Origin of the sequence: Solibacillus sp., from assembly GCF_040273735.1 — a bacterium.
In the GTDB taxonomy this organism is placed as follows: domain Bacteria; phylum Bacillota; class Bacilli; order Bacillales_A; family Planococcaceae; genus Solibacillus.
Window position 1 is genome coordinate 53,209 of the sequence record NZ_JBELZM010000011.1, and the last position, 25,878, is coordinate 79,086.

Sequence of the window (25,878 nt, forward strand, 5' to 3'; positions counted from 1 at the left end):
AACATAGTGGCGAATGAAATTGTTTAGTATTTTTATAAGCAGTACTTATTACATAATTTTTTACTTATTTTATAATTGCAAAAATTGCTATATAATGGAATTTGCTGATTCTTATAAACAGGAGGTACGCACATGGTGTTACAACTGAAAGATGTGACGAAACGTTACCGTGATTTCGTTGCAGTAAATCGATTGAACTTCACAATTGAAAAAGGCGAAATATTCGGCTTAATCGGGCAAAATGGTGCAGGTAAAACGACTACATTCCGAATGATTCTGGATTTACAGGATACAACAGAAGGTACCATTACGTGGGATGGGCAGCCGATTAAATCGGTAAGCCGTGATTTTTTAGGTTATTTACCGGAGGAGCGCGGTATTTTCCCGCAAATGAAAGTGGAAGAGCAGCTTTACTTTTTCGGTGAGCTGCATGGAATGGATAAAAACGAGCTGAAAAAAGATATAGACTTTTGGATCGAGCGTTTTGATCTGGAAGAAAAACGACATGTGAAAGCCGAAACTTTATCAAAAGGGAATAAACAAAAGATCCAATTAATCGCCAGCTTTATTCACAAACCGGCATTTTTAATTCTTGATGAACCGTTTAGCGGACTTGATCCGGTAAACATGGAACTGCTTAAAAATGCAATTCTGTACTTGCGCGACCAAGGAATGACGATTTTATTCTCGAGTCACCAAATGGATAATGTTGAGGAGCTTTGTGATCACTTATGTTTACTAAAGCGCGGTGAATCCCTGTTTTCAGGCTCGCTGCTTGATCTGAAAAAGCAATACGGTAAAACGAAACTGACGGTACGTACCGATAAATCTTTTGAAGAATTAAGTAATTATCCAGGTGTGAATCATGTCAAGATGGAACGGGATTCACAGGCAGTACTGACACTTGAGGATGAAAGATATGCACATGAAATTTTTGAACTGCTTTCAAACGGCAATTACATCGAAAAATTCAGTTTAGATTATTTATCGCTGCATGAAATTTTCAAAGAGAAAGTGGGTGCCGGCCTTGTCTAAATTTAAAGTGCTCATAAAAAAATTATATAAACAAAAAATTACATCGAAGTCCTTTATTTTAACAACATTGCTTTATTTAGTAGTGCTAAGCGGTTTTATGTTCTGGTCTGAAATCAAAGACCTCATTTTCTCGGGTGATGCCGATACAATTGCTGTTGTAAATGATACTGATTTTGATATCTCGCAAGTGCTGCAGGATACAGATGATGTGGAATATGAATATGTTGAATCAGGAGATATCGCGGATAAATTGAAGGATGGAGACTATTATGCGGCCTTTACCTTATCAGATGCAGATGGCAAACTAGCGGCAAAAATTGAATCATATGATCCGCTTCCGCTGAATGACCAGCAAGATTTTCAAAGTGCGCTAAGTCAAGCAAGTCAGCTGTATGCGATGAGTCAAATGGAATTATCACCAGAGCAGCAGCAGCTACTATTGTCGTCAGAACCTGTCATTACGTTAAATTCATTGAATGAATCTGCGGATGACGGTAAATCTGCTGAAGAAAAAATGGCTGGCGTTTGGGTGTCGTATGCGATTGGAATTATCATTTATGTTTTTGTCGCATCGTATTTATCAATGATTACAACAGATGTTGCTTCGGAAAAAGGGTCACGTGCACTGGAAATGTTATTAGTGAGCGTGAAGCCTGAAGTTCATTTCCGTTCAAAAATTGTCGGTGTATTTTTAGTCGCTCTTACACAATTCGTCATTCTATTCGGCGGCCTCTTATTATTGCTTCGCTTTTCAGATGGCGGAAACAAATGGTCAATTGTAACGGATCTGCTTAATTCACTATCGATCAGTTACTTCCTGTATATAATCGGTTTCTTATTCTTAACGATTTTCATGTATTTAATTATCGGCGCATTATTCGGTTCCCTAGTGTCAAAAGTTGAAGAGGCAGGGCAAGTAATGATGCCGGCAATGATGCTGACACTCGTTGGTTTCTACGTTATGCTGACTGGTATGGGGAATCCTGATACAATGCTGATCAAAGTTTTCTCGTATATTCCATTTACTTCAGGAATGGTTATGCCGATGCGTTTAGGTGCAACAGATATGAATGCCACTGAACCAATCATTAGCTTCGTTATTTTAGTAGGAACAGTATTGACACTATACTTCCTGAGTCTGTCATTCTATAAACGAAGTGTACTGACATATTCATCAGGCGGTATTATTGAAAAAATGAAAACCGTATTTAAAGTAACAACGTAACTTTTAAATAATATAAGCTCCCCATTTATATGGACAGAAAATCTGTTCATTTTAAAGGGGAGTTTTTTTTTGCCTATCTAATAAATAGGACTAGTAAAAGAATGAGTAGCACCGATGTAATAGCGGAAAACAGGTATTAGTGTTCCGGCAACTCCCCACTAATGGAATGGGATTTTTGGTAGGGTTCTTATTACCTAATCGTCACTCCAATTTATAGGCGGTATTTCTGTAAAATAGGCGCTTTTTTTACATTATAAAAAAGGATTATTAAAGAAAGTGTCGAATGTAGGTATAAAGAAGGAGGTAATAATATGCATGAGAATAACGTTGAATATATGAAGGTAAATTTATTTATGACTTATGATGAAATATCAGAATATATATTGGTGATTTTTGACAAGCATGAATTAACTGTCAAGGTATTATACTACAAAGGAAAAGATGACGAGATCACTACCATAGATGTAGAGAAATTTGATGTTGTAGAGAGTTTTACGGCTTCAAATATAGAAGATGCGGAGCTCAAGTATTCTGTGTGGAATAATGTAAATGTGGCTGTTCCAATGATTTCAGAGTACATAAAATCGAAATTACTAATCAAAACTGATTAGGGGGTAAATCCCGAACTGGATAAATTTCATGAAACAAGTAGTTTCAATTAGTATGGGTTAAGTGGCTCGTACTTTTTGTTGTTGAATATACCTTCAATTATTGTAATCCCTCATCTAAACTTTAACTTAAATCATAGATATACACTTTATTAATTAACTTTAAATAAAAAATGGTTGACGTAAAAATGCTATTACTTTATATTTACGTTAACCTTAAAATTAAATAGGTTAACACAAGTGGGGGGATACTAATGAATTGGGTTCAATTAGCTGAAGAAGTACTCGAAGGAAAAATACTTACACATGAAGAAGCATTAGCCATTGTACATGCATCAGACGATGAACTGCTGCTATTAATGCAAGGGGCATTCATCATTCGGAAACACTATTACGGTAAGAAGGTAAAATTAAATATGATTATGAATGCTAAAAGTGGCTACTGTCCTGAAAACTGCGGCTATTGCTCACAATCATCAATTTCTACTGCACCAATTGAAAAATACCCATTTATAACAAAGGATGAAATTATTGCTGGAGCTAAAAAAGCGTTCGAAAATCAAATTGGAACGTTTTGTATTGTTGCAAGTGGACGCGGACCTACACGTAAAGATGTAAAGGTTGTAAGTGAAGCGGTTCAGGAAATTAAAGAAAAATACGGATTAAAAGTATGCGCTTGTTTAGGGCTGCTAAAAGATGAACAGGCAGAACAATTAAAAACAGCTGGAGTCGACCGCTATAATCATAATTTGAATACATCCGAAAAGCATCACGATTATATTACAACTTCACATACATATAAAGATCGGGTCAATACAGTTGAAATTGCTAAAAAACATGGGATGTCACCTTGTTCGGGGGCTATTATTGGAATGCGTGAAACGAAACAGGATGTTGTCGATATTGCCTATGCACTTCATGCGCTGGATGCAGACTCCATTCCAATCAACTTTTTAAATGCAATCGACGGTACTAAACTAGAAGGTACAAAGGAGCTAGATCCCCGCTATTGCTTAAAAGTACTCGCATTATTCCGCTACATTAATCCAACTAAGGAAATACGAATTGCAGGAGGACGTGAAATCAACTTAGGCTCTTTACAGCCACTTGGCTTGTATGCTGCAAATAGTATTTTTGTAGGTGATTATTTAACAACAGTAGGGCAAGAGGAAAATGCGGATTATGCATTAATCAGAGATCTAGGCTTTGAAATTGAAATCAACGAGAAGCAAGCAGCACTTCAAATATAGTTTCTATATGAGAGTTCATCCAACCTGATTAAATATAAAAAGCGATACTAGTAAGCGTCCACTCAACATGCGAGTAGCTATTCGCAAGCATTCGTAGTAAACTTATATTGTACGGAGAGATTTGTATTTAAAACAAGTCTCTCTTTTTTATGAACGAAAAACAGTAGTAAGGATGAAAGCATGAGAAAAAAAACAGAACTACAAGTAGAAAGTAAAGCGATTAAGGATTTAACGAATGGCAATCCATTAATTTTAAAAGATACAGTTGTTATGCCGGAAGTATCGATTGAAGAAGGTAGTCTTCTTCATTTAGTTGATAAAAGCGGAGGCTATATTGCAACTGGCTATTACGGTATTCAAAATAAGGGGATCGGCTGGGTTCTGACTCGTAAAGAAAAAGAGCAGATTGATGTGAAGTTCTTTACGAAAAAAATCCGTGAAGCTGCTGAAAAACGTGCAGACTTTTTTGCCTCTGAAGATACAACTGCTTTCCGTGTGTTTAATGGTGAGGGTGACGGCATTGGTGGTCTGACAATTGATTTCTTTAACGGCTTTTACATGGTGAGCTGGTACAGTGAAGGGATATATTCATTCCGTAATGACATCTATGAAGCATTGGACGCTGCAGTGAATACACGCGGAATTTATGAAAAATTGCGCTTTGATACAAACGGTCAATATATCGATCAGGATGATTATGTATCCGGTGAAAAAGGCGAATTCCCGCTGATCGTTCAGGAAAACGGTATGAATTTTGCGGTTGATCTGAATGATGGGGCAATGACAGGGATTTTCCTGGATCAGCGTAATGTGCGTAAAGCATTACGTGACCGCTATTCAACAGATAAGACGGTACTAAATACATTCTCGTACACTGGTGCGTTTTCGGTTGCGGCAGCTTTAGGCGGTGCATCTGGTACGACTAGTGTAGATCTGGCAAAACGCAGCTTGCCTAAAACAATTGAGCAATTCAGTGTAAATGGAATCGACTATGAATCACAAGATATTAAAGTGATGAACGTGTTTGACTACTTCAGCTATGCAGCAAGAAAAGGCCTGAAATTCGATGTCGTTGTACTGGATCCGCCAAGCTTTGCCCGTACGAAAAAAATGACGTTCAGTACGTCAAAAGATTATCCGAAATTGCTCAAGGATGCGTTAACTATTACAAACAATGGTGGAGTTATTGTCGCATCAACAAACAATGCAAGCTTTAATATGAAAAAGTTCAAAACATCCATCGACAAAGCGTTTAAAGATTATGGGGCACGCTATAAAATTTTAGAAGAGCACCAGTTGCCGGAGGATTTTACTGTGCCACATAACTTCCCGGAATTCAATTATTTAAAAGTAGTCATCATACAAGTGATGAACTAATCGGAGTGATATTAGATGAAATACAATAAAACAACGATGCTGAAATTGATCAACGAGCATCGCGAACTGCATGACGAACTGAAAAAACTGAAATCGGAAATGGGACTGGAGAAAAACTTCGCCGTTAAAGCGCTGTACCATTCAGCTGTGGCTGAAGATGGCCCATATATGAAAGATTATCAGGACTTGGAACGTTTACGCTAAAACAGGCACCGCAACGATTGAATCCAATTGTTGCGGTGTATTTTTTTGAGTATGACCATTAAATTAACCGTACATAATCATGATACAATACAGCTATAATATGTAAAATCGAGGGGAAAACTATTGAGTATTAGAGAACAAAGAAAACAACAGCGTAGAGAACAAATAATTCAGGCAGCAAAGTCTTTGATGTTGGATAGCGGAATTCAGCAAGTTCAATTACAGGACGTTGCAAATGAAGTGGGGATTGGAATTGCGACATTTTATCGCTATTTTGCGAATAAAGAATTGCTCGTTTTGGCAATTAATAATGAAATAACCAATGAAATGACAAGTACTATCAAGCGCATTGCAAATGAATCTTTGACTGCATATGAACAAATTGAACGGATATTAACTTATTATATTGAGTTAATCGATGACCCGCAGCATCAGTTTGTAAAGTTTTTTAAGGCGTTCGAAGCGTATAAACCGATATCGGAAGAAACGTACGAGTACAAGGAATTTATTGATATTCGAAGAGAAATGGCCAATGTTTTGTATTCTATTGCAGAAAAAGGAAAGGAAGACCAATCGATCAGGGCAGGCATTGATATTCCGGAGTATATTTTTACTGTCGTACAAAATATAAGTTACTTTACAGTTGAATCTTATTTGACCGAGCATGACCCTGATCTACCTGTGAAATTAGATCCTAAAAAGCAGTTACACCTTATTAAGAAGATGTTTTTACAGTTCATAGCTACTAAAAATTGACGGACCGATAAAACATTGTTATTGTTAAATCGAGATAGTGATAGTTAACTATCATATTATTGAAAGGGTGATTTTGATGACTAGATTAACAGGTAAGGTTGCAATTATTACAGGTGCGGCTCAAGGTATGGGTGCTGCCCATGCGAAGGCTTTTGTAGAACAAGGTGCGAAAGTAGTTTTAACAGATTTAAATGAAGAAAAAGGTAAAGCATTTGCTGCCGAATTAGGGGGAAATGCTGTCTTTGTAAAACAAAACGTTACTTCAGAGGAAGATTGGACAACTGTTATCGCGAAAGCAGAAGAAGCTTTTGGTCCTGTAAACGTATTAGTAAACAATGCAGGAATTTCAATGAACAAAAATATGCTGGAAATGTCTTTAGATGAATACATGAAAATCGTCAATATTAACCAAGTCTCTGTTTTCTTAGGTATGAAAGCAGTAGCGGCTTCAATGATGAAAGCTGGTGGTGGTTCAATCGTCAACATTTCGTCAATTAATGGTCTAGTTGGTGGTGCTGTAGGTTATACAGATACTAAATTTGCTGTTCGTGGTATGACTAAAGCAGCAGCATTAAACTTGGCGCCAATGGGTATTCGTGTAAACTCAGTACACCCTGGTGTTATTGCAACACCAATGATTATGCAGGAAGATGCAAAAGCTGCAATCGAAGAATTTGCAAAATCGATTCCGCTTAAACGCGTATCTCAACCGGAAGAAGTTTCTCAAGTAGTAGTCTTCTTAGCATCGGACGAGTCAAGCTACTCGACAGGCGCAGAGTTTGTAGTAGATGGCGGAATTACAGCACAGTAAATTGTTAAAAAACTGCACTCTAACTTTATAAAAGTTTGAGTGCAGTTTTTTGTTTTTATTTTTTCGTTTTCTTTACTAACCATCTTCTATAGCTGTACATCGTAATCACAGTAAGTACTAGTACAATTAGGGCGGTGACAATGATGAGTGTCCAAAATGATCCTTCATCATCCTCATCGGAATTCGTCTCATCTTTTAATGTATCGACAAGTGAGTTGACATCGTTTTCAATCTTCTCTGTTGTATCTGCAGCGCTGTCCTCTTCTTTATTCGTCTTAGGCGCATTTACTTTAAATGTAAATGAACCCGTTAACGGATGTCCATCTTCACTAATACTATCCCATTCAACGGTATATGTGTCATTTGGAAGGGGATCAAGCATAATTCCGGATAGGACACCTTCATTTATTGAAATAGAATGAATCGCCATTTCCTTCCCGTCGCTTGCAATAACTTTAAATGTACTGCCTTCTTCAATTTTGCCCCCAAACCCTAAATCAACTTTTTGGATATTTTCCTTTACAGTCTCACCTTCTGCAGGGTTGGTTGATTCTAGATGCGTATGTGCGTGAACCCTAGGAACAAATAATAAAAAAATAGCAGCCAGTGCAAATAATAATTGTTTCATCATGTTAAAATTTCCCTTCAATTTATTTATCAGTAATGCTACTAACAAAATTTGCTATCCATATTTGAACGGGAAACCGTACTAAATGGATTTATAATTTTAGTATGGACAAAAAGAAGGCGAAATATTGGACTGAAACATATAAAGAATACCAAAATTATATGTTTTTATAGATAAGAGATGGACTTAACATTTTTTACGGAAAATTAATTCGGAATCCGAAAAAAATATTTGTAAAATATATCGGAAAATTAAAATATTTGGTAAAATGGGGGAACTTGAGTAAAAAAGAGGGTGAAAGAATGAAGGTATTTCTTAAATTAGGTTGGTTTTTTAAAGAGCGAAAATACCAATACACAGTGGGGCTTATAATGCTTGTATTAGTAGCCATCCTGCAGCTCGTGCCGCCGAAAATTATCGGCTTCACTATTGATGAAATCGGTACCCGGACATTAACGAAAGCAGGCTTGTTTAAATGGCTCGCCATTATCATCGGTGTAGCAATTGCCATGTACATACTACGCTACTATTGGCGTCAGATGATTTTTGGGTCGTCCAACTTGCTGGCGAGAACATTACGTGAAAAGCTCCATCGCCATTTTACACAAATGTCTCCGTCTTTTTATCAAAAAAATCGTGTCGGTGATTTAATGGCACATGCGACAAATGATATAAGTGCAGTGCAGCAAACTGCTGGCGGCGGGGTTTTAACATTATTTGACTCGCTTACAACAGGGGGCTTTGTCATTTTGGCAATGGCGATTACGATTGACTGGCGTCTGACATTAATTGCACTCATTCCGATGCCGCTAGTCGCCTTATCGACTAGCTATTACGGGAAGCTACTGCATGAGCGTTTCCGTCATGCCCAAGCTGCGTTTTCCGATTTAAATGATAAAACACAGGAAAGTATCAGCGGGATGAAAGTACTGAAAACGTTTGGTCAGCAGCAGGAGGATGTTGCGGATTTTACGAAGCTTTCCGATGAAGTTGTGGAAAAAAATATGCGTGTGGCAAAAGTCGATTCATTATTTGACCCGACGATCAGCTTTGTTGTCGGGTTAAGTTTTATGCTAAGTCTTGGATTCGGGACGAAATTTATTTTGGAAGGTGCAATGACTGTCGGAGACTTAGTTACTTTCACTACGTATTTAAGTATTTTGATCTGGCCGATGCTGGCAATTGGAATGCTGTTCAATATCGTCGAGCGAGGCAGTGTTTCATATGACCGGATTGAACGTATCTTAAATACCCCGATTGAAATTGATGATAAGGTTGACGCAATTGAAGAAAATCCTTCCGGGGATCTACTATTCAACGTCACTTCATTTACATTTCCTGAGGATGCTGCCCCGACATTAAACGATGTGCATTTTGAACTGAAACGCGGAGAAACACTCGGAATCGTCGGTAAAACAGGTGCAGGAAAGACGTCGATTTTAAAGCTGCTGCTGCGTGAGTTTGAAGGATATGAAGGAACAATTCAATTTGGTGAGCACAATATAAATGACTATAAGAAAGGTTCTTTGCGTCAGGCGATTGGTTATGTACCGCAAGATCATTTTCTTTTCTCGGCCACACTTTATTCCAATATTGCCTTTGCCAATCCACGAGCAAGCATGGAGGAAGTTCGTGCAGCGGCAGCATTAGCGAATATTGATGAAGACATTATGAGCTTTACAGATGGCTATGACACTATTGTCGGAGAACGAGGGGTTTCCCTTTCAGGTGGACAGAAACAGAGAATTTCGATCGCTAGAGCATTACTGATGAAACCTGAACTGCTCATTTTGGATGATTCTTTATCTGCGGTTGATGCGCGTACAGAAGAAGCAATTTTACATGCATTAAAAGAAGAGCGGAAAAATGCGACAACGATCATTACATCACATCGTCTAAGCGCAATCCAGCAGGCACATGTCATTATCGTTGTTGATGAAGGTACAATTATTGAAAAAGGTACCCATGAACATTTAATGGCACTAGAAGGAAGCTATTATGAAATGTACCAGTTACAGCAACTTGAGCAGTTAGTGGAACAGGGGGGTGACCACGATGGCGAATGAGACGATTACAAGTAAAGAACAGCGCCTCGTATTAAAGCGCCTCTTTACGTATTTAAAGCCACATAAAAAAATACTGGCTATTGCGCTGTTTCTTCTTGTTTTAACTGTTTTAGGAGATATTATCGGTCCGTATTTGATCAAAGTCTACATCGACGACCATTTAATGATCGGCAATTTTGATATGGCCCCAATCATTACACTTGGGGTTGGGTACTTTATTATACAATTACTGAACGTTATTATCACATATTATCAAAATATTAAATTCCAGGAGCTTGCACTAAAAGTTATTCAGCAACTGCGAATTGATGTATTTTCAAAAATTCATCGACTTGGCATGCGCTATTTTGACCAGGTTCCGGCGGGTTCTATCGTGTCTAGGGCTACAAACGATACGGAAGCGATTAAAGATATGTTCGTTTCGGTACTCATCAGCTTTGTACAGGCGGCATTTTTAATTGTCGGTGTGTATTTTGCGATGTTTTTCCTGAATGCAAAGCTTGCATTTTACATGCTTCTTTTGCTGCCAGTCATTTTGTACATCATTTGGCTATACCGCAAAATGAGTTCGGTAGTGTATATGCGCATGCGGGAAAAACTGAGTGAGCTTAACGCGAAACTTTCTGAAACATTATCAGGCATGAGCATCGTGCAGGCATTCCGTCAAGAACCGCGTTTCAATGACGAATTTGACCGTGTCAATGAAGAGCATTTCCAGTCAATGATGGCCAACACGAAAATGAACAGTCTCCTGCTTCGTCCGATTATTGACTTAGTGTACTTTACAGCAATCGTTATTTTACTGTTTTACTTCGGATGGACATCATTTGAAACGTCAGTTGAAGTCGGGGTTGTTTATGCGTTCATTACATATATGAACCGTTTCTTTGACCCGATCAATCAAGTAATGGAACGTCTTGCACTGTTCCAGCAAGCGATTGTAGCTGCATCCCGCGTATTTGAGCTGATAGATAATGAAGAGCTCGAGCCATCACAGGAAAATAAGCCGGTTCAAGTTTCAAATGGCCAAATCGAATTTAAAAATGTGTCGTTTAGCTACGACGACAAGCAAGACGTGCTGAAAAATATTTCGTTCACGGTCAATCCTGGGGAGACGGTTGCGTTAGTCGGACATACCGGCAGCGGAAAGAGTTCGATTATCAATCTCCTAATGCGTTTCTATGAGTTTAAGCGCGGTGAAATTTTAATTGACGGCCAGTCGATCAAAGATTACGAACAACGGGAGCTACGGGAAAAAATGGGGCTCGTGCTTCAAGACCCGTTCCTGTTTTACGGAACGATTGATTCGAACATTCGACTGTATAATGAAAGTCTTACATTACAGAAGGTGAAGGAAGCGGCGGAATTTGTGCAGGCAAATGATTTCATTGAATCGCTTCCGGATGGCTATGGAAGCCGTGTGACAGAGCGTGGTTCGACATTTTCAAGCGGGCAGCGCCAACTGGTGGCGTTTGCGCGGACAATTGCGACAAATCCGAAAATCCTTGTGCTCGACGAAGCAACGGCAGCGATTGATACCGAAACAGAAGTCGGCATTCAGCAGTCATTGGAAAAAATGCGCAAAGGCCGTACAACAATCGCGATCGCCCACAGACTTTCAACAATTCAGGATGCCGAGCAAATATTATTATTGCATAAAGGCGAGATCGTCGAACGCGGTACACACCAGCAGCTCATCGCACAAAAAGGGTTATATCACAAAATGTACTTACTGCAAAATGGTATAGTAGAATAATTTAAACTGCGCTATTAAGCTACAATTATTTACTTCTCAAATATGGACATCTATAATGAGAGTATCAAAAATTAGAAGGTGCACCAATGTCAGAACTAAAAAAGGGCGTCATTTTAGCAATCGGCGCCTATTTAATGTGGGGGATCATTCCCTTGTACTGGAAGCAGCTGCAGCATGTCGGCAGTGTAGAAATATTAGTGGGACGTGTAATTTGGTCCTTTGTATTCACCGTTCTGTTTGTGTTGCTGATCCGTCAGTACAAACAGATGATAGCAGATATAAAAATGCTATGGAAAAATAAGAAACAGTTTTTTTTACTGTTCGTAGCATCGGTTTTTGTTTCGCTCAATTGGGGAATCTTTATTTGGGCAGTAAACAATGGACATTTACTACAGACGAGTTTAGGTTACTATATTAACCCGCTTATATCCGTATTGTTCGGATTATTCTTTTTTAAAGAGAAAATTTCCCGGGCAACTGCGGTAGCCGTAATCATTGCGGCCATCGGGGTAGGGTATCAGGCGGTATTAGGCGGAACGATTCCATGGGTATCACTGGCACTGGCGCTAACATTTGCTTTTTACGGTGTAATTAAAAAGCAAATCCCGCTCGATGCGACACGCGGACTCGCAATCGAAACATTATTTGTTTTACCGATTGCCGTTTCGATATACATCTATTTAATGAAAACGTCGGAAATTGCCTTTATGCAAGTGGACTGGAAAACCAATCTATTGTTAATGGGCGGCGGGATTGTAACGGCCTTGCCACTTGTCCTATTTGCAAAAAGTGCTCAAAAAATTCCACTTTATTTAATGGGCTTTATTCAATTTTTGGCACCAACGATCAGCTTAATGCTGGGAATCTTTTTATACAAGGAGCCTTTTACACTAACAGAATTCATCACTTTCGTATGTATTTGGCTGGCGGTCTTCATCTTTTCGGCATCCAAAGTGCTGGAAGCGAGAAAACATCATGCGACGTATAAAAAAGAGAAGGAAGTTAAAGTTTAATCGAGCGTTCAAAATTAAAAAACGACCGTTTTGCACATGCAAATGGTCGTTTTTTAATTATCCAATTATCAATAACGAACGCCCATCATATTTCCTCCAATACGGAAGTAATAATATACCCTCCGACATTATCACCGGATACCTTAACATTTGTAGATTCAAGTGTATTAACAGCTGTCTTGTTATCGGTATAATGGACAAAATATGTTGTATCATCCAATTTCATTTTATAAAATTGCTTTTCTTTAAGATAAGCAATATATTCCTCAAAAACGAAGTCGTGCTGCTCCATCATCACGCTATGGGGCAAGCCTATGTAGCGGAAATGCCATGGTTCATACTCTATCCCGGTAATGTCGACCTTATGTTTAGGATAGCGTAGAATATAGCCAAACTCCGCTGCATGTTCTTCCATCCATTTTCCTTCTGCAACGTTTTCCATTTTGCCGACAGTTGAACCAATATCAATCGATAAACCCGTCTGATGTTCACTATATCCGGCAGGCAGGGCATAATCGGCACCGTATTGTTCATAAAGTTGTTTCTGAAGTTTTCCGCTGCGATAGGCACTATTGATGATGAAATGCTCGATTCCATCATCCGCTGCTGCATTGAATAATTGCTTGAGAGGTGCAATAGCCTGTTCTTCAAGAAAATATTCTGAATTGACGATTACATTTTTGGCAAGATCATCAGGAATAGGGGTTAAATTGCCTGGTTCATTCTGTAATGCGATGTCCCGGTTTACAAGGACAAGATCTCCGTTTGAAACGGAATACGATGCTAGTGAAAGCTGCTGAGGTAAGTCGGGAGCACCAACTTGTTCAGTCGTAAAAAATTGAAAGCCAGTCATGGCAAAAATAAGTATAAAAATAATCTTTTTCATAATAACGCTCCTTCAATCTAAGCATAGCAAATAAAACGGAAAATTGAAGGATAAATTGTGGAGATATTCCGAAGAACTATGAAAACAAGATATAGCTCCTTTGAAATTATTTGTGTATGGAAATACAAATAAAAATAGAAACCATCTCAAACATTAATGTTAGGAGAGGTTTCTATCCATTTCTGCTTAAATGTATTATAGCGAGTGTTTTTTGGATAATGGCGAGAATTCATTCGCCGTACATACGTTTTGTTTATTTTCAACAACCATCCAAACTAACGTAATACTTGCTGCAATGATAACCATGAAAAATCCGTATAGGGGCGTATTGTCCAGTGACTGATAATGAACAATTAAACCGCCTACATATGAACCAAGGAAAATCCCAATATTGAATGCTGAAATATTTAAAGCGGAAGCCATCGCAGTGGCTGCTGGGACATATTTTTCGGAAAGTTGAACAGCATAAAGTTGTAAGCCAGGCACATTCATGAACATAAACAGCCCCATTGCTAATACCATTATGAGCCCAATTATTTTGGAATCAAATGAGAAGTATACACCAAGTAACGTTAACGCTAGTCCTATAAAGAAGATGAATATTGCACGCAGTGGATTAGTGTTAGCAAAATGGCCACCGATTGTATTACCAATAGCGACACAAATTCCGTATACAACTAATATTACGACAATCGCATGGGGGGAGTAGCCCATCTGATTTTCAAGAATAGGGGACACATATGTGTAGACAACAAATACGCCGCCGTAACCCATTGCTGTAATAAATAAAATTAATAGCATACGGAAATTGCTTAATACTTTACCGATATCACCTAATGAAATTGGTTTACTCTTTGTTAAATTATTTGGTACAAGGAATGCATTGCTGATTAACCCAATTATGCCAATGATGACGATGAAAATGAATGACAGACGCCAATCCATAACCTGGCCAATGAATGTTCCTAAAGGTACTCCACTGACAGTTGCCAAAGTTAATCCTGAAAACATAAAAGCAATGGCACTTGCCCGTTTGTTAGGTGCTACAACGTCAGCTGCAATAACTGCCGCAATCGACATAAATACCCCGTGAGCAAAAGCCGAAATAATGCGTCCGATCAACAGTAAAGTAAATGTGGGTGCTATCGCTACCCATAAATTGCCGACGATAAAAAGAACCATTACGAGCAGCAGCACCTTTTTACGTTCAAGCCGGGATGTTAAAACTGTTAAAATGGGTGCTCCGATGGTAACGCCTAATGCATAGATTGATACTGTTAATCCTGCAGTACTTAAAGTAATACCAAATTCATTTGTGATTAGCGGGAGCAACCCAACACTGATAAATTCTGTGGAACCGATACCAAATGAACTAATTGCTAATGCAAGAAGTGTTAATTTGGCATTTGGTGTTTTTGATGTAGACATATTAAAATAACTCCTTTGATTTATTTTATAGGGTATAGTATTATTCATACATACCTTGATAGCGTGTACAGTACTTTTAGTAACTTTTGAATAATAGTGGGGGTTTTAAAATGAAAAAAGTTTATAATATCGGTGTAGAAGCAACACTTGAAGTCATTGGGGGTAAATGGAAACCTGTCATTCTTTGTCACCTCAATCACCATGGTCAAATACGTACGAATGAATTTCGCCGATTAATTCCCGGCATTTCTCAGAAAATGCTGACGTCCCAATTACGCGAGCTTGAGCAATGCGGTTTAATTAATCGTAAGGTGTACAACCAAGTACCACCGAAAGTTGAATATTCTTTAACCCCATATGGACACGAGATGGAGCCGGTGCTCAATTTACTTTGCACGTGGGGCGAGAATCACATTGAAAAATTAAAAGAGAATGGTGAAGAAGTTCTTCTTATGCAGCGAGATGATGATATTGCTGAGAAAAAGCTATCTTAATAAATAACGAAAGCCTCAAGTTAATAAGATCTTGAGGCTTTTCGTCTCTGCAATTTTCAAATCTTCAATTTAAACTAGAAATCAAAAGCTTCCGGATCTGGACCGACACGTTTATCTAAATTCATCGCATTAATTATCTGCATTTCTTCATCAGTAAGTCTAAAGTCAAAAATGTCGCCGTTTTGTGCCATCCGCTCTTTACGAACTGATTTAGGAATCGTGATTACCCCATTTTGAATATCCCAACGTAAAATAACTTGAGAATTTGATTTTCCATACTTTTCAGCAATTTTTGCAATCGTTGTATCATCAAGTAGACCGCCTTGCATTAATGGAGCCCAAGCCTCCAACTGAATATTGTGTTCTTTACAAAACGCTCGTAATGATTGTTGTTGTAAACGCGGGTGAAACTCTACTTGGTTAATGACTGGTGTTACACGAGCAGCTTTCAATAAATCCTGCAGATGCGAGATATTGAAATTGCAAACCCCGATTGCTCTGATTTTGCCTTCCAGATACAGATTCTCTAAAGCATTCCAAGATTCGGCAAATTTATTTTTACCCGGCCAGTGGATTAAATATAGATCCAAATAATCCAGTCCTAATTTTTCAAGGCTTTCTTCGTAAGCTGAAATAGTTTCCTCATAATTTAAACCGGCGTTCCAAACTTTAGAAGTGATGAATAAGTCCTTTCTATTTAAACCGGTAGAAGCCAGTGCTAATTTAATGCCCTCTCCAACACCAGCTTCGTTACCGTAAATAGCGGCTGTATCAATGCTACGGTAACCTGTCTCAATCGCATTTTTAACAATTTCTGCCGTTGTATCGTTTTCCACCTGAAAGACGCCAAGGCCCAGTGCCGGCATTTCTACCTCATTATTTAATTTGATTGTATCCTGTAAACTAGTTATCATTTATTGCTCCTCCAATTGAATAAGTATTTCGTTGCTTTTTTATTATGGATCTACTTGAAAGTTAAAAAAAGTACGCACTTTTTCGTTTCATAGCAACGTGGAGGTTCCTATTGAGTCAAATCAACCGTTTGAAGAGAAAGTTTTTTAGAAAAATTACAAGATGGGGAAAAGGAAGGGGGTAAAACACTTTTACTACTAAAGAATTTTTGTTTTCCATCATTATAAATACCCAATTAACCTTTAATAAAGATAAGAAACAACTGTTTTAATACTTTCAATATTAAAAATAATGAAGCGAAATTTTTATTATAAAATACACAAAATTACGCTAAATACATAAAAACGAAATTTTTTTAAATAATAAAATTACAGAATATTCTTGAATTAAGTTTTTCGGTCTTTTATTTCCGTTTTCTAATTGTAACAAACGAATCTTTGTGCTATCGTTGCTTATTGAATGGTATGTGAAAGTTTTTACAATCGGGTATGAAATTTTCGAAAAAATAATATTAAGTGATGGCAAAGGAGAGTTATTATGTCAGAAATGAATAATCAGCAGGTAGAAAAAGTGGCTGTTACACAAGAGCAATTAGATGTATTAGATCAGTTACTAAAGCCAGAGGTACAAGCTTCATTAACTACTTTAGTAGATAACTTACCAAAATTGGCTGAGATGACTACATTATTAACAAAAACGTATGAATTCGCTACTAGTGTTGCAACAGATGAAACATTAAAAAATGATACTGTTGCTGCTGTAACAGAAATGGCCAGCCCAGTTGTTGGTACTGCTAAATCATTGGCACAAACAGCGATCGAAGCGAAAGACCGTGCTGAAGTTAGCAATGAGACAGTAGGCGTTTTCGGCTTATTAAAAATGTTAAAAGACCCACAAGTTCAAGGGGCATTACGTTTTGCTAATGCATTTTTACAAGTAGCATCTGAACGTAAACAAATGAAATAATTTGTACAATCTAATCTTATTGGAGGATTTTTAATATGGTAACTAAAGAAATCGTTATTTTAGGTGCTGGATTTGCTGGTGTATTAGCAGCACAAACAGCTCGTAAATATTTAAATAAAGACGAAGCGCGTATTACAGTTGTAAACCAATTCCCTACACATCAAATCATTACTGAATTACACCGTTTAGCTGGCGGTACAATTGCTGAAGGTGCTGTTTCATTACCACTTGAAAAGATTTTCAAAGGTTTTGACATCAACTTGGAAATTGCAAAAGTAAACAGCTTTGACGTAGAAAGCAAAAATGTGTCACTTTCAAACGGCAAAACATTACAATACGATACATTAGTTGTTGCTTTAGGTAGCCAAACTGGTTTCTTCGGAATCCCAGGCTTAGAAGAAAACTCTTTCGTATTAAAATCAGTTGATGAAGCTAATGCAATTCGCGAGCATATCGAAGCACGCATTAAAGCATATGCAACAACAAAAGACGAAGCAGATGCTACAATCGTCATCGGCGGTGGCGGTTTAACAGGTGTTGAGCTTGTAGGTGAAATCGTTGACCACTTCCCTAAAGTTGCTGCGAAATACGGTGTTAAATTTGAAGATCTTAAAATCAAACTAGTTGAAGCAGGTCCGAAAATCTTACCGGTATTCCCAGAAAACTTAATCGATCGTGCGACTCAGTCATTATCGAAGCGCGGTGTAGAATTCATTACATCAACACCTGTTACTGGAGTTGAAGGCAATGTTATTCAATTAAAAGACCGTGAGCCGATCGTTGCAAACACATTAGTATGGACAGGTGGAGTTGCTCCGCTTCCATTAGTAGCTGAATCAGGTTTAGCTGCAGATCGCGGTAAAGCAACAATCAATGACTTCTTACAATCTACTTCACATCCTGAAGTATTTGTTATTGGCGATGCATCAGCACATATTCCAAATCCTGGTGACCGCCCAACTTATGCGCCAACTGCTCAAGTAGCATGGCAGCAAGGTGAAATTGCAGGTTACAACATTTTTGCACAAATTAAAGGTGCTGACTTGAAAGAATTCAAATTTACTAATTCAGGTACTTTAGGTTCTTTAGGTCGTAAAGACGGTATTGCTACAGTTGGGGCTAACAACACTCAATTAGTAGGTTTACCAGCTTCATTAATGAAAGAAGCTTCAAATATCCGCTATATGACTCATATTAAAGCGTTATTTGGCCTAGCTTATTAATTAGTTAAGACATACCCGAAAGTCACTTTCTTTCGGGTATGTCTTTTTATTTTGCATAAAAACAACAAATTTTAACAAATAACTATTATAATGGTAGTAAACTTCGTGAAAGAGGTGTAAAGATGAAAGATTTAGATACTTCGAATTCATTATTTATTTTAAATGAACAGCAACTCGAACAATTTGACCAGCTGGAACATTACGACTACTTTTTCCATTTAATACGCCATGACTTTGCACATTTATCTTTCGCAAAATACAGTGTAAGTGATGTTTGGATTTTCTTTTATTTTGAAGAAGAGCCGGTCATCAATTCAGAGCACGCCCTCATTTTTCTGCTTCGTAATTTTATATTGAATGAAGCTCTTATTAGCTCGAAGTTTAAACGATTAAAAAATGCAACGGTCGGGTCGTATACAAAGGCTTTAATGGCTTCGGTAATGACCGTCAATCTATTTTTGGATTATTTGCGTGAGGTACTCGAAACATTACCAAAAGATCAATATGATTTATATTTGAAATTTGAAAACAGCTCGAAGCAATTATTTAATGACCGATTCTATGAATACGAACATTACCCAAAAAAACTCGTCCAGATCGAAACGACAATTATTAAAAGTTTGCGTGATTACCTGGGGGACAACGAAACGAAATATGCTGACTGTAAAAATAAAGTCATTCGGTTTATGGATCAATTTACAATTATTAAAAGAGAACTCTACGAACCGTTATCATTGAAAAAGTAGGAGGTGACTTTAACGATGGGGAAGCAACTTAACTCATTACAGCTTGACCATTATCGTTCACAAACATTTACATCAATCGATGCACATTTTGAGGCATATAAAGTAATGTTCGAATCATTAGTAGAAGAGGGGAATATCGAAAAGGTAATTGACTTTCTTAGATTTGATAGTGAACCATTTATTTTAGCGAATAGCAATATAAAGATTTTGCAATTGTTATTGGACGAAGAACATCATTTCAAAGAAAACCTTAAAGAATGTTTAGCTAGCCTCTATTTGGTAATTGGACATTGCTATTATTTCAGTATAGATTTTGAACAGGCAAAGAAATACTACCGACTAGCGAGCAGTTTCGCATTGGAAGGAGAAAATTATTCATTGCTTTCACTAGCGATGAATAATTATTATGCAACACAAATGGATGAATTACCAAAAGAAATTTTTTGGGATATTAGCAAAATTCCGGCTGTTTTTTTGAAGATGGGGAACCCGGAAGATGAAAGGTTCATGCTCGTTCGTTTTATAACCCATATTGAATTGTCCTTGCTGATTGGGAAAGTGGAGTATGCAAAAAAGTTATTTAATGACTATTTTGAATCATACCCGTTCGAAAAATTTTCCCGTATTGATCTGCATGTCCGTGTACTAAGGGGGAAAATCCTTTTCGAAAACGAACGATATGAATGTGCAATAGAAGTACTGCATGAGGTGCTTCTTCTATGTATGAAAGCTAATGGCCATAAGGATCTAGTGCAGAAATGCTATAAATATATTACCCAAGCATATAAGCTGATAAATGAAGAGACTCTTCTAAAAAAGATGGAGCAGTACCAAGCGCGTTTTTACCGCAAAATTGAAACAGATAAACGCTATATGGAAAAATATATCAAAACATCAACTTCCAAAGAATTTGAATTGGATAAAAGTTTTATATCGCCATTACAGCAGTTTCAGCTCGCAGGTACATATTTATTAAACTCGACAAAAGAAACAGGGTATACGCTCGTGCTAGTTGATTGTAAAGTGGTGGAGACTGAAAAAGATAAGTTGAATGAAATTATCCATTTAATCAATAAAAAAATGATGAAAGAGATGAAAGATGTCATCATTACGAGTACACGCATAGATGAATCAACAATTGGCTATATTATTCAGCTATCCGAAAAATGTACCGATACATTATGCGCGAAGGTTTTTTATAAAATCCGTGAACATTATCCGAAAAACGACAGCATACTGGAGGCCATCTATTTTGCATCGGTGAATAATAAAGAAAACAATTTGCCAAGCTACCAAAAATGCCTCGATTTAGCGTATGCGTATATCTATTATGAAATTTACAAATAAATTCTAGCTTTCAAATACAAAATATTCTAAAAATTACTTTCGTATTTGAAGGACTACCTTTAAAATAAGAGTAGTACATCAAGGAGGTAATGCCATGTTAGTGAAACAAAGATATGTAAAGAAAAAAGATGTAAGCTTTGTAAAAGAGACGGATCCTATCAAAGACGTACTCGGTCAGTTAAATGACAACGGCTACAGATGCATCCCGGTATTGGATGAAGCAGGTGAAAAATTCGTCGGAAATATTTATAAAGTCGAAGTACTCGAATATAAATTAAAAGAAGGCGACATGAAAGCCCCGGTTAAAGCACTTACTGAAGAACCAGAGGCATTTGTCCACGAAAACAGTTCTTTTTTTGAAGTATTCCATTCAATTAAACAATTGCCTTATTTGGCCGTTGTTGATACGAAAGGAAACTTTGCCGGCATTTTACCTCATTCAAAAGTATTTGAGCTGCTGGAAGAGGCGTGGGGCTACCGTACAGGAAGCTGTGCCATTACAATTGCATTGCCGGACACAGACGGCATTTTAATTAGAGTTCTGACGGCGGTTAAAAAGGTGTGGCCACTGCATTGTGTGTTCTCCCTTGATGATGATACGACTTATTTGCGTCGAGTGATTATTACTCTGGCAAAAGGTGCAAAACAATCGACAGTGGACGAACTGGAAGCCGCCATTTTAAAACAGGGTGCCCGCATTATTGATTTAGAAGTATTTGACAAAGAAAATTTTTAGTTATAAAGCGATTCGTTCAATAGAGCGAATCGCTTTTTTTACTGCGATTTAATAAAATTTATACTAAATTTTTTGTAACCTTATATCAATAGTTAATGCATGTCTATACTGTCCGAGGTCAGCAAACGGATTCGAAGCTATAATTAATTTTCCATTGTTAAAGCTTAGAGTTTGTTCCTTCAATGCAGTTACTACAAAAAAATCTACTAAATAGTATTTAAACTCATCTGCCTCTTTATAACACCAAACTTCATCGGCTTTTAGTGGATTAAGTCCTATTTCATTTAGAAATCTTTCTAAATATTCATTTAGCATGATCGTTTCCGCATAAAACAAGCAATCCTTGCAATCGCAATGGCTGGGTGATCCAACGGTAGGTCTATTTTTATAAAGGTTTTCGTTGAGTTGTTTAACGTCCAAAGAGCACTCACTTCTTTCTCTGAGCTTGATTTATTAGTTTAATATAAATGATAGTTTATAGGAAAACAAATCTCAATGATTCGCTTGATTTAATTGTGTACTAATACAGAATTCGGAAAAATTAAGAGGGTTTTGCCAATTTATATCGAAATATATGTAAAAAGAGGATTTGCTGAGAGGAGAACAAGAATGTTTATCCAAATAAATAATGAAAAACTAGAATTTACTAAAGTAGAGTTAATTGTACTAGAACAGGGAATTGCCGACTTATTTGAGAGTTTCGACAAAAAAACGCTTGCCGAACTTACAAAACAAAAGAAATATGAGCATTTAAAAGACTTTGTTAACGGACAAACTCACTTAAAGGAGATGCCGGCAGGGGTAGCAATAAAAGCGCTAAAAAAAGAAGGGAATCATTTTTACAGGCAGTTTTTGAATAACTACGGTGATCTAATTTACTCTCGCTTTGTCGTCAGTGGTGATGAAGACTTATTGAGACAACGGGGCGTTTATACGATTATTTCAAACAATGAACTAAAATTTTGTGGTGTTTGTGCAAGAACATTTAAAGAGCGTTTTAATCAGCATATTGGCAATATATATGCGAAAGGTTGTTATCGGGATGGAACTTCTACACATTGCCATGTGAATGCAAAGATAACACAGCTTTTGCAGGTGAGCGATGTGTATTTTGCAATCTATCCAATGGACAACGAAAAAGCAATGAATAAACTGAAAAATACGATTGTAAAACGCTTCGAGCCTGAATGGAATATACGGTCTAACAGAGAAGTTTTCGAATTATCTTCGTCATGATAAATAATTCTGCCTTAATCTTGATGGATAAGGCAGAATTTTTCATTTTACTACATTTTTCCGGTTTCGTTTTCGACAGAAAGTGGGAATAGTAAGTGAAAAAAGTAGGTGATGATCATGCAGGCAGCATTAAAACATTACAGGGAAACACACAGCGAATATAAATGGCTGCATTTTTTGGCGGCTGTCGTATTAGTATTAACGTCCGTCTTCTGGTTCGTACTTCCATACTTCATGATTAATTACGGAAAATATACGACAAACGTATTCCAGCAATCGTTGTTGTTGATTGCCCTGTTTACGGTACCATCCATCTTTGTAACATTGCATTGCTGGTTTATTAACTTTAAAGCAGCACTAAGATGGAAAAAAAGCTATCCTAAGGAATGTGTTTGGCGCTGGTCGTTGAAATTCCAACTAATTACCATTTCGATAGTTGTCTTGTTTACCTCGGTTATTTATTCCAGTCTTTTTATTATTGATATGATTCGATAACAAAATTACCCTTCCTTTCTCAAATGTGCTAAAGTGCCCGTCCATTCATACGTAAGGAGCATTTATTTTCAAATACACATAACGTTGTACTTTCGCACATTTATCTTTCGCATTATCCAAAAAACCCGACAAAAAATATTCATTTAAAAAAGCAAGTAATGTATGGGGAAATTTGGTACGATGAAGGTATCAATGTTAAGGAGAATGAAGCAGCATGAATACAGATTTAAATATCCTTTTAGCGTTCGGTGCCGGGTTTTTAAGTTTTATTTCACCATGTACGCTACCGCTCTACCCTGCATTTTTATCCTACATAACCGGGATGACACTCGATGAGCTGAAAACCGAAAAAGGGATGATGCAAAAACGTGCAATTTTACATACTTTATTTTTCCTGCTTGGGTTTTCGATTATATTTATCGCCATAGGATTTGGTACATCATTAGCGAAAGATTTCTTTTTCCAGTACCAGGATTTACTGCGTCAAGTCGGGGCTATTTTAATTGTCGCATTTGGTTTAATGATTGTCGGTCTTCTGCAGATTGACTTTTTAATGAAGGACCGCAAGTTTCAGTTCAAAAACCGGCCATCCGGCTATTTCGGTTCGATGCTGATCGGGCTTGCTTTTGCAGCAGGATGGACACCTTGTACAGGTCCGATACTGGCAGCGATTATTACGCTTGGCGGAACAAATCCCGATTCGGCAATGTGGTATATGCTCGCATACTACTTAGGCTTTGCAATCCCATTCTTTACATTGTCATTCTTCATTTCACGAATGAACTGGATTCGCACTCATAGCCAAAAAATCATAGTAGTTGGCGGCTATATTATGATCGCGGTCGGCATTTTATTGTTCTTTGACGGATTGACTTACATTATTAATCTTCTCTTGCCGATTTTCGATGGTTTTAAAGGATTCTAACAGTTCCCTGCTTATTAAGACCGTGCTATACTAGGGGAAGTAACATAAGTGAAAAAGTGTGCATGATCCAATATATTATCTTTTTTACACGATAATTTTACATATGTTCATGCAAGAGGAGGAATATAATGTTCGACAGTATACCTTCTCACTATTTATTAATTGGTTCGACGATTATGGCAGTCATAATGGGCTCTTTCGTTATGTTCATAAGACTGCGTGCACAAAAAAAGCCGGTATCCACGAAAAAAATACTCATTCCGCCTTTTGCGATGTCAACAGGCGCGCTGATGTTTATTTTTGAGGAGTTTCGTGTAGCGCCAATTCAAATTATGGAAGCGGCCGCACTTGGCTTGTTATTTTCATCTGTATTAATCTTAACGTCGAAGTTCGAAGTGCGAGACGGCGCAATTTATATGAAGCAATCTAAAGCATTTCCATTCATATTAGTGGGATTATTAGTACTACGTATTATTTTAAAATTAATATTTGCCGAAACATTCGATGTCGGTGAACTTGCCGGTATGTTCTTCATCTTGGCGTTCTCGATGATTTTGCCGTGGCGAATCGGTATGCTTATTAAATATAAAAAGCTTGAAAAATCGCATATTGTCGCATAGAAAAGACTGTCTCTAAAAGTTTTATACTTTTAAAGACAGTCTTTTTTCGTCTATGCCTCAAATAAATCGTTATAGTTCGTCGTATCAATTTTCATTTCATCGAGTTTTTTACGCAAAAACTTATGGTCGCGTTTAGGTGAAGCGATAATATAGCCACGAATAATTAAGTCCAGGTCGATTTTTGAGGCACGCTCATTCAGTGCAATTTCACCGATTTTACCGGCAATCTTTTCTTTGGCAACTTGGCGGAATAGCTCTGGTACAGGACTGACAAGCTCGGTAAGTAATTGTTTTTCATCTTCTCCCCAAAGATGAATCGTTTTATCTAAGTATATGTTTTGCCAATCTAGATCCGATTTTCCGTCCTGTTTTGGCAGGGCCTTCAGAAACTTTCGGAACATAAAAAAGCCGCCAATCCCCATAAGCGAAATCAATACTACAACCCAAAATAAAATAAACCATAAAAACCAGCCATCTAAGCCCACAATGTTCACCTCATTACAAAATATTGTCTTGAAATTCCTTCTACTAACCTACTGGTGATAAACCTCATTATTGTCTATTATATAAGGTTTTGTAAAATTTTTCATCGTCATTGTCCCTTTTTTCGGTAAATCATGACATATATAGGGCAAGGAGGTGATAAACATGAACGAATTCGGATTTTTATCTGCAACATTGACAGTATTTTATCAGACAGGTCTTGATGAATTTAACGAGCCGATTATTAAAAGTTCTACATTCCGTAACTTGGAAAGAAATGCAACAGCTCAGCAGCTATATACAGTTGCAACTACAATCGTCGGCTTAACAGATTTCGATTATATCGAATCTGTGAAAACGCAGAAAGAAAGTATTACAGCTTAATTAGTATTAGCAAAGAACGGGAGGTGAGAATATGGCACAAGTATTACAATTGACATTTGCCAACATTGCAGGGAATACGATGACGATCAACATTAATGATCCGAAGCCGAATTTAACGGAAGCTGAAGTAAATGCAGCGATGCAAACAATTATGGATCAGGCAGTATTTTCAAAGGACGGATTTTTGTTCAATGTGAAAAAATCAGCGCGCATCGTTGAACGTAATGTCACGGCGATCGAACTGAACAGTTAATAGTAAGGCCGGTGA

General features: G+C 37.4%; 29 protein-coding genes. 23 read left to right on the plus strand and 6 right to left on the minus strand.

Annotation, left to right across the window (positions count from 1 at the left end; translation table 11 throughout):
* The first annotated feature begins 132 nt into the window (after positions 1 to 132).
* The 8 genes from ABS917_RS11905 to ABS917_RS11940 all read left to right on the plus strand — a co-directional run bounded on the left by ABS917_RS11905 (position 133) and on the right by ABS917_RS11940 (position 7,266).
* Positions 133 to 1,035 (plus strand): ABC transporter ATP-binding protein, encoded by a 903-nt coding sequence (locus ABS917_RS11905; protein ID WP_350479177.1) that lies wholly within the window; start codon positions 133 to 135, stop codon positions 1,033 to 1,035.
* Entirely contained in the window at positions 1,019 to 2,260 is a 1,242-nt protein-coding gene (locus tag ABS917_RS11910; RefSeq protein WP_350479178.1) for an ABC transporter permease, read from the plus strand. Before ABS917_RS11905 ends, ABS917_RS11910 begins: the two co-directional genes overlap by 17 nt.
* 311 nt (positions 2,261 to 2,571) lie before the next feature.
* Positions 2,572 to 2,871, plus strand: a complete 300-nt coding sequence (locus tag ABS917_RS11915; protein ID WP_350479179.1) for a trypsin — start codon at positions 2,572 to 2,574, stop codon at positions 2,869 to 2,871.
* A gap of 251 nt (positions 2,872 to 3,122) precedes the next feature.
* Positions 3,123 to 4,118 (plus strand): biotin synthase BioB, encoded by a 996-nt coding sequence (gene bioB, locus ABS917_RS11920; RefSeq protein ID WP_350479180.1) that lies wholly within the window; start codon positions 3,123 to 3,125, stop codon positions 4,116 to 4,118.
* Between the two features lie 180 nt (positions 4,119 to 4,298).
* Positions 4,299 to 5,495, plus strand: a complete 1,197-nt coding sequence (locus ABS917_RS11925; protein WP_350479181.1) for a class I SAM-dependent rRNA methyltransferase — start codon at positions 4,299 to 4,301, stop codon at positions 5,493 to 5,495.
* A 15-nt stretch (positions 5,496 to 5,510) separates the two neighbouring features.
* On the plus strand, positions 5,511 to 5,699 hold the full coding sequence (locus ABS917_RS11930; protein ID WP_008403793.1) for a hypothetical protein: 189 nt from the start codon (positions 5,511 to 5,513) through the stop codon (positions 5,697 to 5,699).
* A 123-nt stretch (positions 5,700 to 5,822) separates the two neighbouring features.
* On the plus strand, positions 5,823 to 6,455 hold the full coding sequence (locus ABS917_RS11935) for a TetR/AcrR family transcriptional regulator (RefSeq protein ID WP_350479182.1): 633 nt from the start codon (positions 5,823 to 5,825) through the stop codon (positions 6,453 to 6,455).
* Between the two features lie 76 nt (positions 6,456 to 6,531).
* The gene (locus tag ABS917_RS11940) at positions 6,532 to 7,266 is read left to right on the plus strand and encodes a glucose 1-dehydrogenase (RefSeq protein ID WP_350479183.1); all 735 of its coding nucleotides are present in this window, start codon (positions 6,532 to 6,534) and stop codon (positions 7,264 to 7,266) included.
* A gap of 55 nt (positions 7,267 to 7,321) precedes the next feature.
* On the opposite strand, the gene ABS917_RS11945 is transcribed toward ABS917_RS11940, so the two are convergent.
* Positions 7,322 to 7,897, minus strand: coding sequence for a copper resistance CopC family protein (locus tag ABS917_RS11945; protein WP_350479184.1), 576 nt, complete (start codon positions 7,895 to 7,897; stop codon positions 7,322 to 7,324).
* A 299-nt stretch (positions 7,898 to 8,196) separates the two neighbouring features.
* Between ABS917_RS11945 and ABS917_RS11950 the strand changes: the two genes are divergently transcribed.
* The 3 genes from ABS917_RS11950 (at position 8,197) to rarD (ending at position 12,729) form a co-directional block, all read left to right on the plus strand.
* Positions 8,197 to 9,960, plus strand: a complete 1,764-nt coding sequence (locus ABS917_RS11950) for an ABC transporter ATP-binding protein (RefSeq protein ID WP_350479185.1) — start codon at positions 8,197 to 8,199, stop codon at positions 9,958 to 9,960.
* Positions 9,950 to 11,716 (plus strand): ABC transporter ATP-binding protein, encoded by a 1,767-nt coding sequence (locus ABS917_RS11955; protein ID WP_350479186.1) that lies wholly within the window; start codon positions 9,950 to 9,952, stop codon positions 11,714 to 11,716. The genes ABS917_RS11950 and ABS917_RS11955 overlap by 11 nt, the downstream gene beginning before the upstream one ends.
* Positions 11,717 to 11,802: 86 nt before the next feature.
* On the plus strand, positions 11,803 to 12,729 hold the full coding sequence (rarD, locus tag ABS917_RS11960) for an EamA family transporter RarD (protein WP_350479187.1): 927 nt from the start codon (positions 11,803 to 11,805) through the stop codon (positions 12,727 to 12,729).
* 85 nt (positions 12,730 to 12,814) lie between these two features.
* Here rarD and ABS917_RS11965 read toward each other — a convergent pair whose 3' ends face one another.
* Positions 12,815 to 13,615, minus strand: coding sequence for a M15 family metallopeptidase (locus ABS917_RS11965; protein ID WP_350479188.1), 801 nt, complete (start codon positions 13,613 to 13,615; stop codon positions 12,815 to 12,817).
* Positions 13,616 to 13,810: 195 nt separating this feature from the next.
* The gene (locus ABS917_RS11970) at positions 13,811 to 15,091 is read right to left on the minus strand and encodes an MFS transporter (RefSeq protein ID WP_350479189.1); all 1,281 of its coding nucleotides are present in this window, start codon (positions 15,089 to 15,091) and stop codon (positions 13,811 to 13,813) included.
* Positions 15,092 to 15,153: 62 nt separating this feature from the next.
* Between ABS917_RS11970 and ABS917_RS11975 the strand changes: the two genes are divergently transcribed.
* The gene (locus ABS917_RS11975) at positions 15,154 to 15,537 is read left to right on the plus strand and encodes a winged helix-turn-helix transcriptional regulator (RefSeq protein WP_350479190.1); all 384 of its coding nucleotides are present in this window, start codon (positions 15,154 to 15,156) and stop codon (positions 15,535 to 15,537) included.
* 74 nt (positions 15,538 to 15,611) lie between these two features.
* On the opposite strand, the gene ABS917_RS11980 is transcribed toward ABS917_RS11975, so the two are convergent.
* Positions 15,612 to 16,451: an aldo/keto reductase gene (locus tag ABS917_RS11980; RefSeq protein WP_350479191.1), complete on the minus strand. Its 840-nt coding sequence runs from the start codon at positions 16,449 to 16,451 to the stop codon at positions 15,612 to 15,614.
* Positions 16,452 to 16,986: 535 nt separating this feature from the next.
* Here ABS917_RS11980 and ABS917_RS11985 point away from each other — a divergent pair.
* From ABS917_RS11985 to cbpA, 5 genes are all read left to right on the plus strand, one after another.
* Positions 16,987 to 17,415 (plus strand): helical membrane plugin domain-containing protein, encoded by a 429-nt coding sequence (locus ABS917_RS11985; protein WP_350479192.1) that lies wholly within the window; start codon positions 16,987 to 16,989, stop codon positions 17,413 to 17,415.
* A gap of 35 nt (positions 17,416 to 17,450) precedes the next feature.
* A complete protein-coding gene (locus ABS917_RS11990) occupies positions 17,451 to 18,638 on the plus strand; it encodes an NAD(P)/FAD-dependent oxidoreductase (protein ID WP_350479193.1) in 1,188 nt (395 codons plus the stop codon).
* Positions 18,639 to 18,760: 122 nt separating this feature from the next.
* Positions 18,761 to 19,384 (plus strand): serine protease, encoded by a 624-nt coding sequence (locus tag ABS917_RS11995; protein ID WP_350479194.1) that lies wholly within the window; start codon positions 18,761 to 18,763, stop codon positions 19,382 to 19,384.
* Between the two features lie 15 nt (positions 19,385 to 19,399).
* Complete coding sequence (locus tag ABS917_RS12000) at positions 19,400 to 20,731, plus strand: dehydrogenase (RefSeq protein ID WP_350479195.1); 1,332 nt, start codon at positions 19,400 to 19,402, stop codon at positions 20,729 to 20,731.
* A gap of 94 nt (positions 20,732 to 20,825) precedes the next feature.
* Positions 20,826 to 21,467 carry a cyclic di-AMP binding protein CbpA gene (cbpA, locus tag ABS917_RS12005; protein ID WP_350479196.1) on the plus strand — a complete coding sequence of 214 codons (642 nt, stop codon included), beginning with the start codon at positions 20,826 to 20,828 and terminating at the stop codon, positions 21,465 to 21,467.
* A 63-nt stretch (positions 21,468 to 21,530) separates the two neighbouring features.
* Here the strand turns inward: cbpA and ABS917_RS12010 are convergent, their stop codons facing one another.
* Complete coding sequence (locus tag ABS917_RS12010) at positions 21,531 to 21,887, minus strand: hypothetical protein (protein WP_350479197.1); 357 nt, start codon at positions 21,885 to 21,887, stop codon at positions 21,531 to 21,533.
* Between the two features lie 189 nt (positions 21,888 to 22,076).
* On the opposite strand from ABS917_RS12010, the gene ABS917_RS12015 reads away from it, so the two are divergent.
* From ABS917_RS12015 to ABS917_RS12030, 4 genes are all read left to right on the plus strand, one after another.
* Positions 22,077 to 22,703 carry a GIY-YIG nuclease family protein gene (locus ABS917_RS12015; RefSeq protein ID WP_350479198.1) on the plus strand — a complete coding sequence of 209 codons (627 nt, stop codon included), beginning with the start codon at positions 22,077 to 22,079 and terminating at the stop codon, positions 22,701 to 22,703.
* Positions 22,704 to 22,820: 117 nt separating this feature from the next.
* Positions 22,821 to 23,198 (plus strand): hypothetical protein, encoded by a 378-nt coding sequence (locus ABS917_RS12020; RefSeq protein ID WP_350479199.1) that lies wholly within the window; start codon positions 22,821 to 22,823, stop codon positions 23,196 to 23,198.
* Positions 23,199 to 23,412: 214 nt separating this feature from the next.
* Positions 23,413 to 24,123: a cytochrome c biogenesis CcdA family protein gene (locus tag ABS917_RS12025; RefSeq protein ID WP_350479200.1), complete on the plus strand. Its 711-nt coding sequence runs from the start codon at positions 23,413 to 23,415 to the stop codon at positions 24,121 to 24,123.
* A 128-nt stretch (positions 24,124 to 24,251) separates the two neighbouring features.
* Positions 24,252 to 24,743, plus strand: coding sequence for a CcdC family protein (locus ABS917_RS12030; RefSeq protein ID WP_350479201.1), 492 nt, complete (start codon positions 24,252 to 24,254; stop codon positions 24,741 to 24,743).
* A 50-nt stretch (positions 24,744 to 24,793) separates the two neighbouring features.
* Here ABS917_RS12030 and ABS917_RS12035 read toward each other — a convergent pair whose 3' ends face one another.
* Positions 24,794 to 25,228, minus strand: a complete 435-nt coding sequence (locus ABS917_RS12035) for a DUF2621 domain-containing protein (RefSeq protein ID WP_483316064.1) — start codon at positions 25,226 to 25,228, stop codon at positions 24,794 to 24,796.
* Positions 25,229 to 25,391: 163 nt separating this feature from the next.
* Between ABS917_RS12035 and ABS917_RS12040 the strand changes: the two genes are divergently transcribed.
* Together ABS917_RS12040 and ABS917_RS12045 are read left to right on the plus strand one after the other, a co-directional pair.
* Positions 25,392 to 25,610, plus strand: coding sequence for a DUF1659 domain-containing protein (locus tag ABS917_RS12040; protein ID WP_350479203.1), 219 nt, complete (start codon positions 25,392 to 25,394; stop codon positions 25,608 to 25,610).
* Positions 25,611 to 25,641: 31 nt separating this feature from the next.
* Positions 25,642 to 25,863 (plus strand): DUF2922 domain-containing protein, encoded by a 222-nt coding sequence (locus tag ABS917_RS12045; protein ID WP_350479204.1) that lies wholly within the window; start codon positions 25,642 to 25,644, stop codon positions 25,861 to 25,863.
* The last annotated feature ends 15 nt before the right edge of the window (positions 25,864 to 25,878 follow it).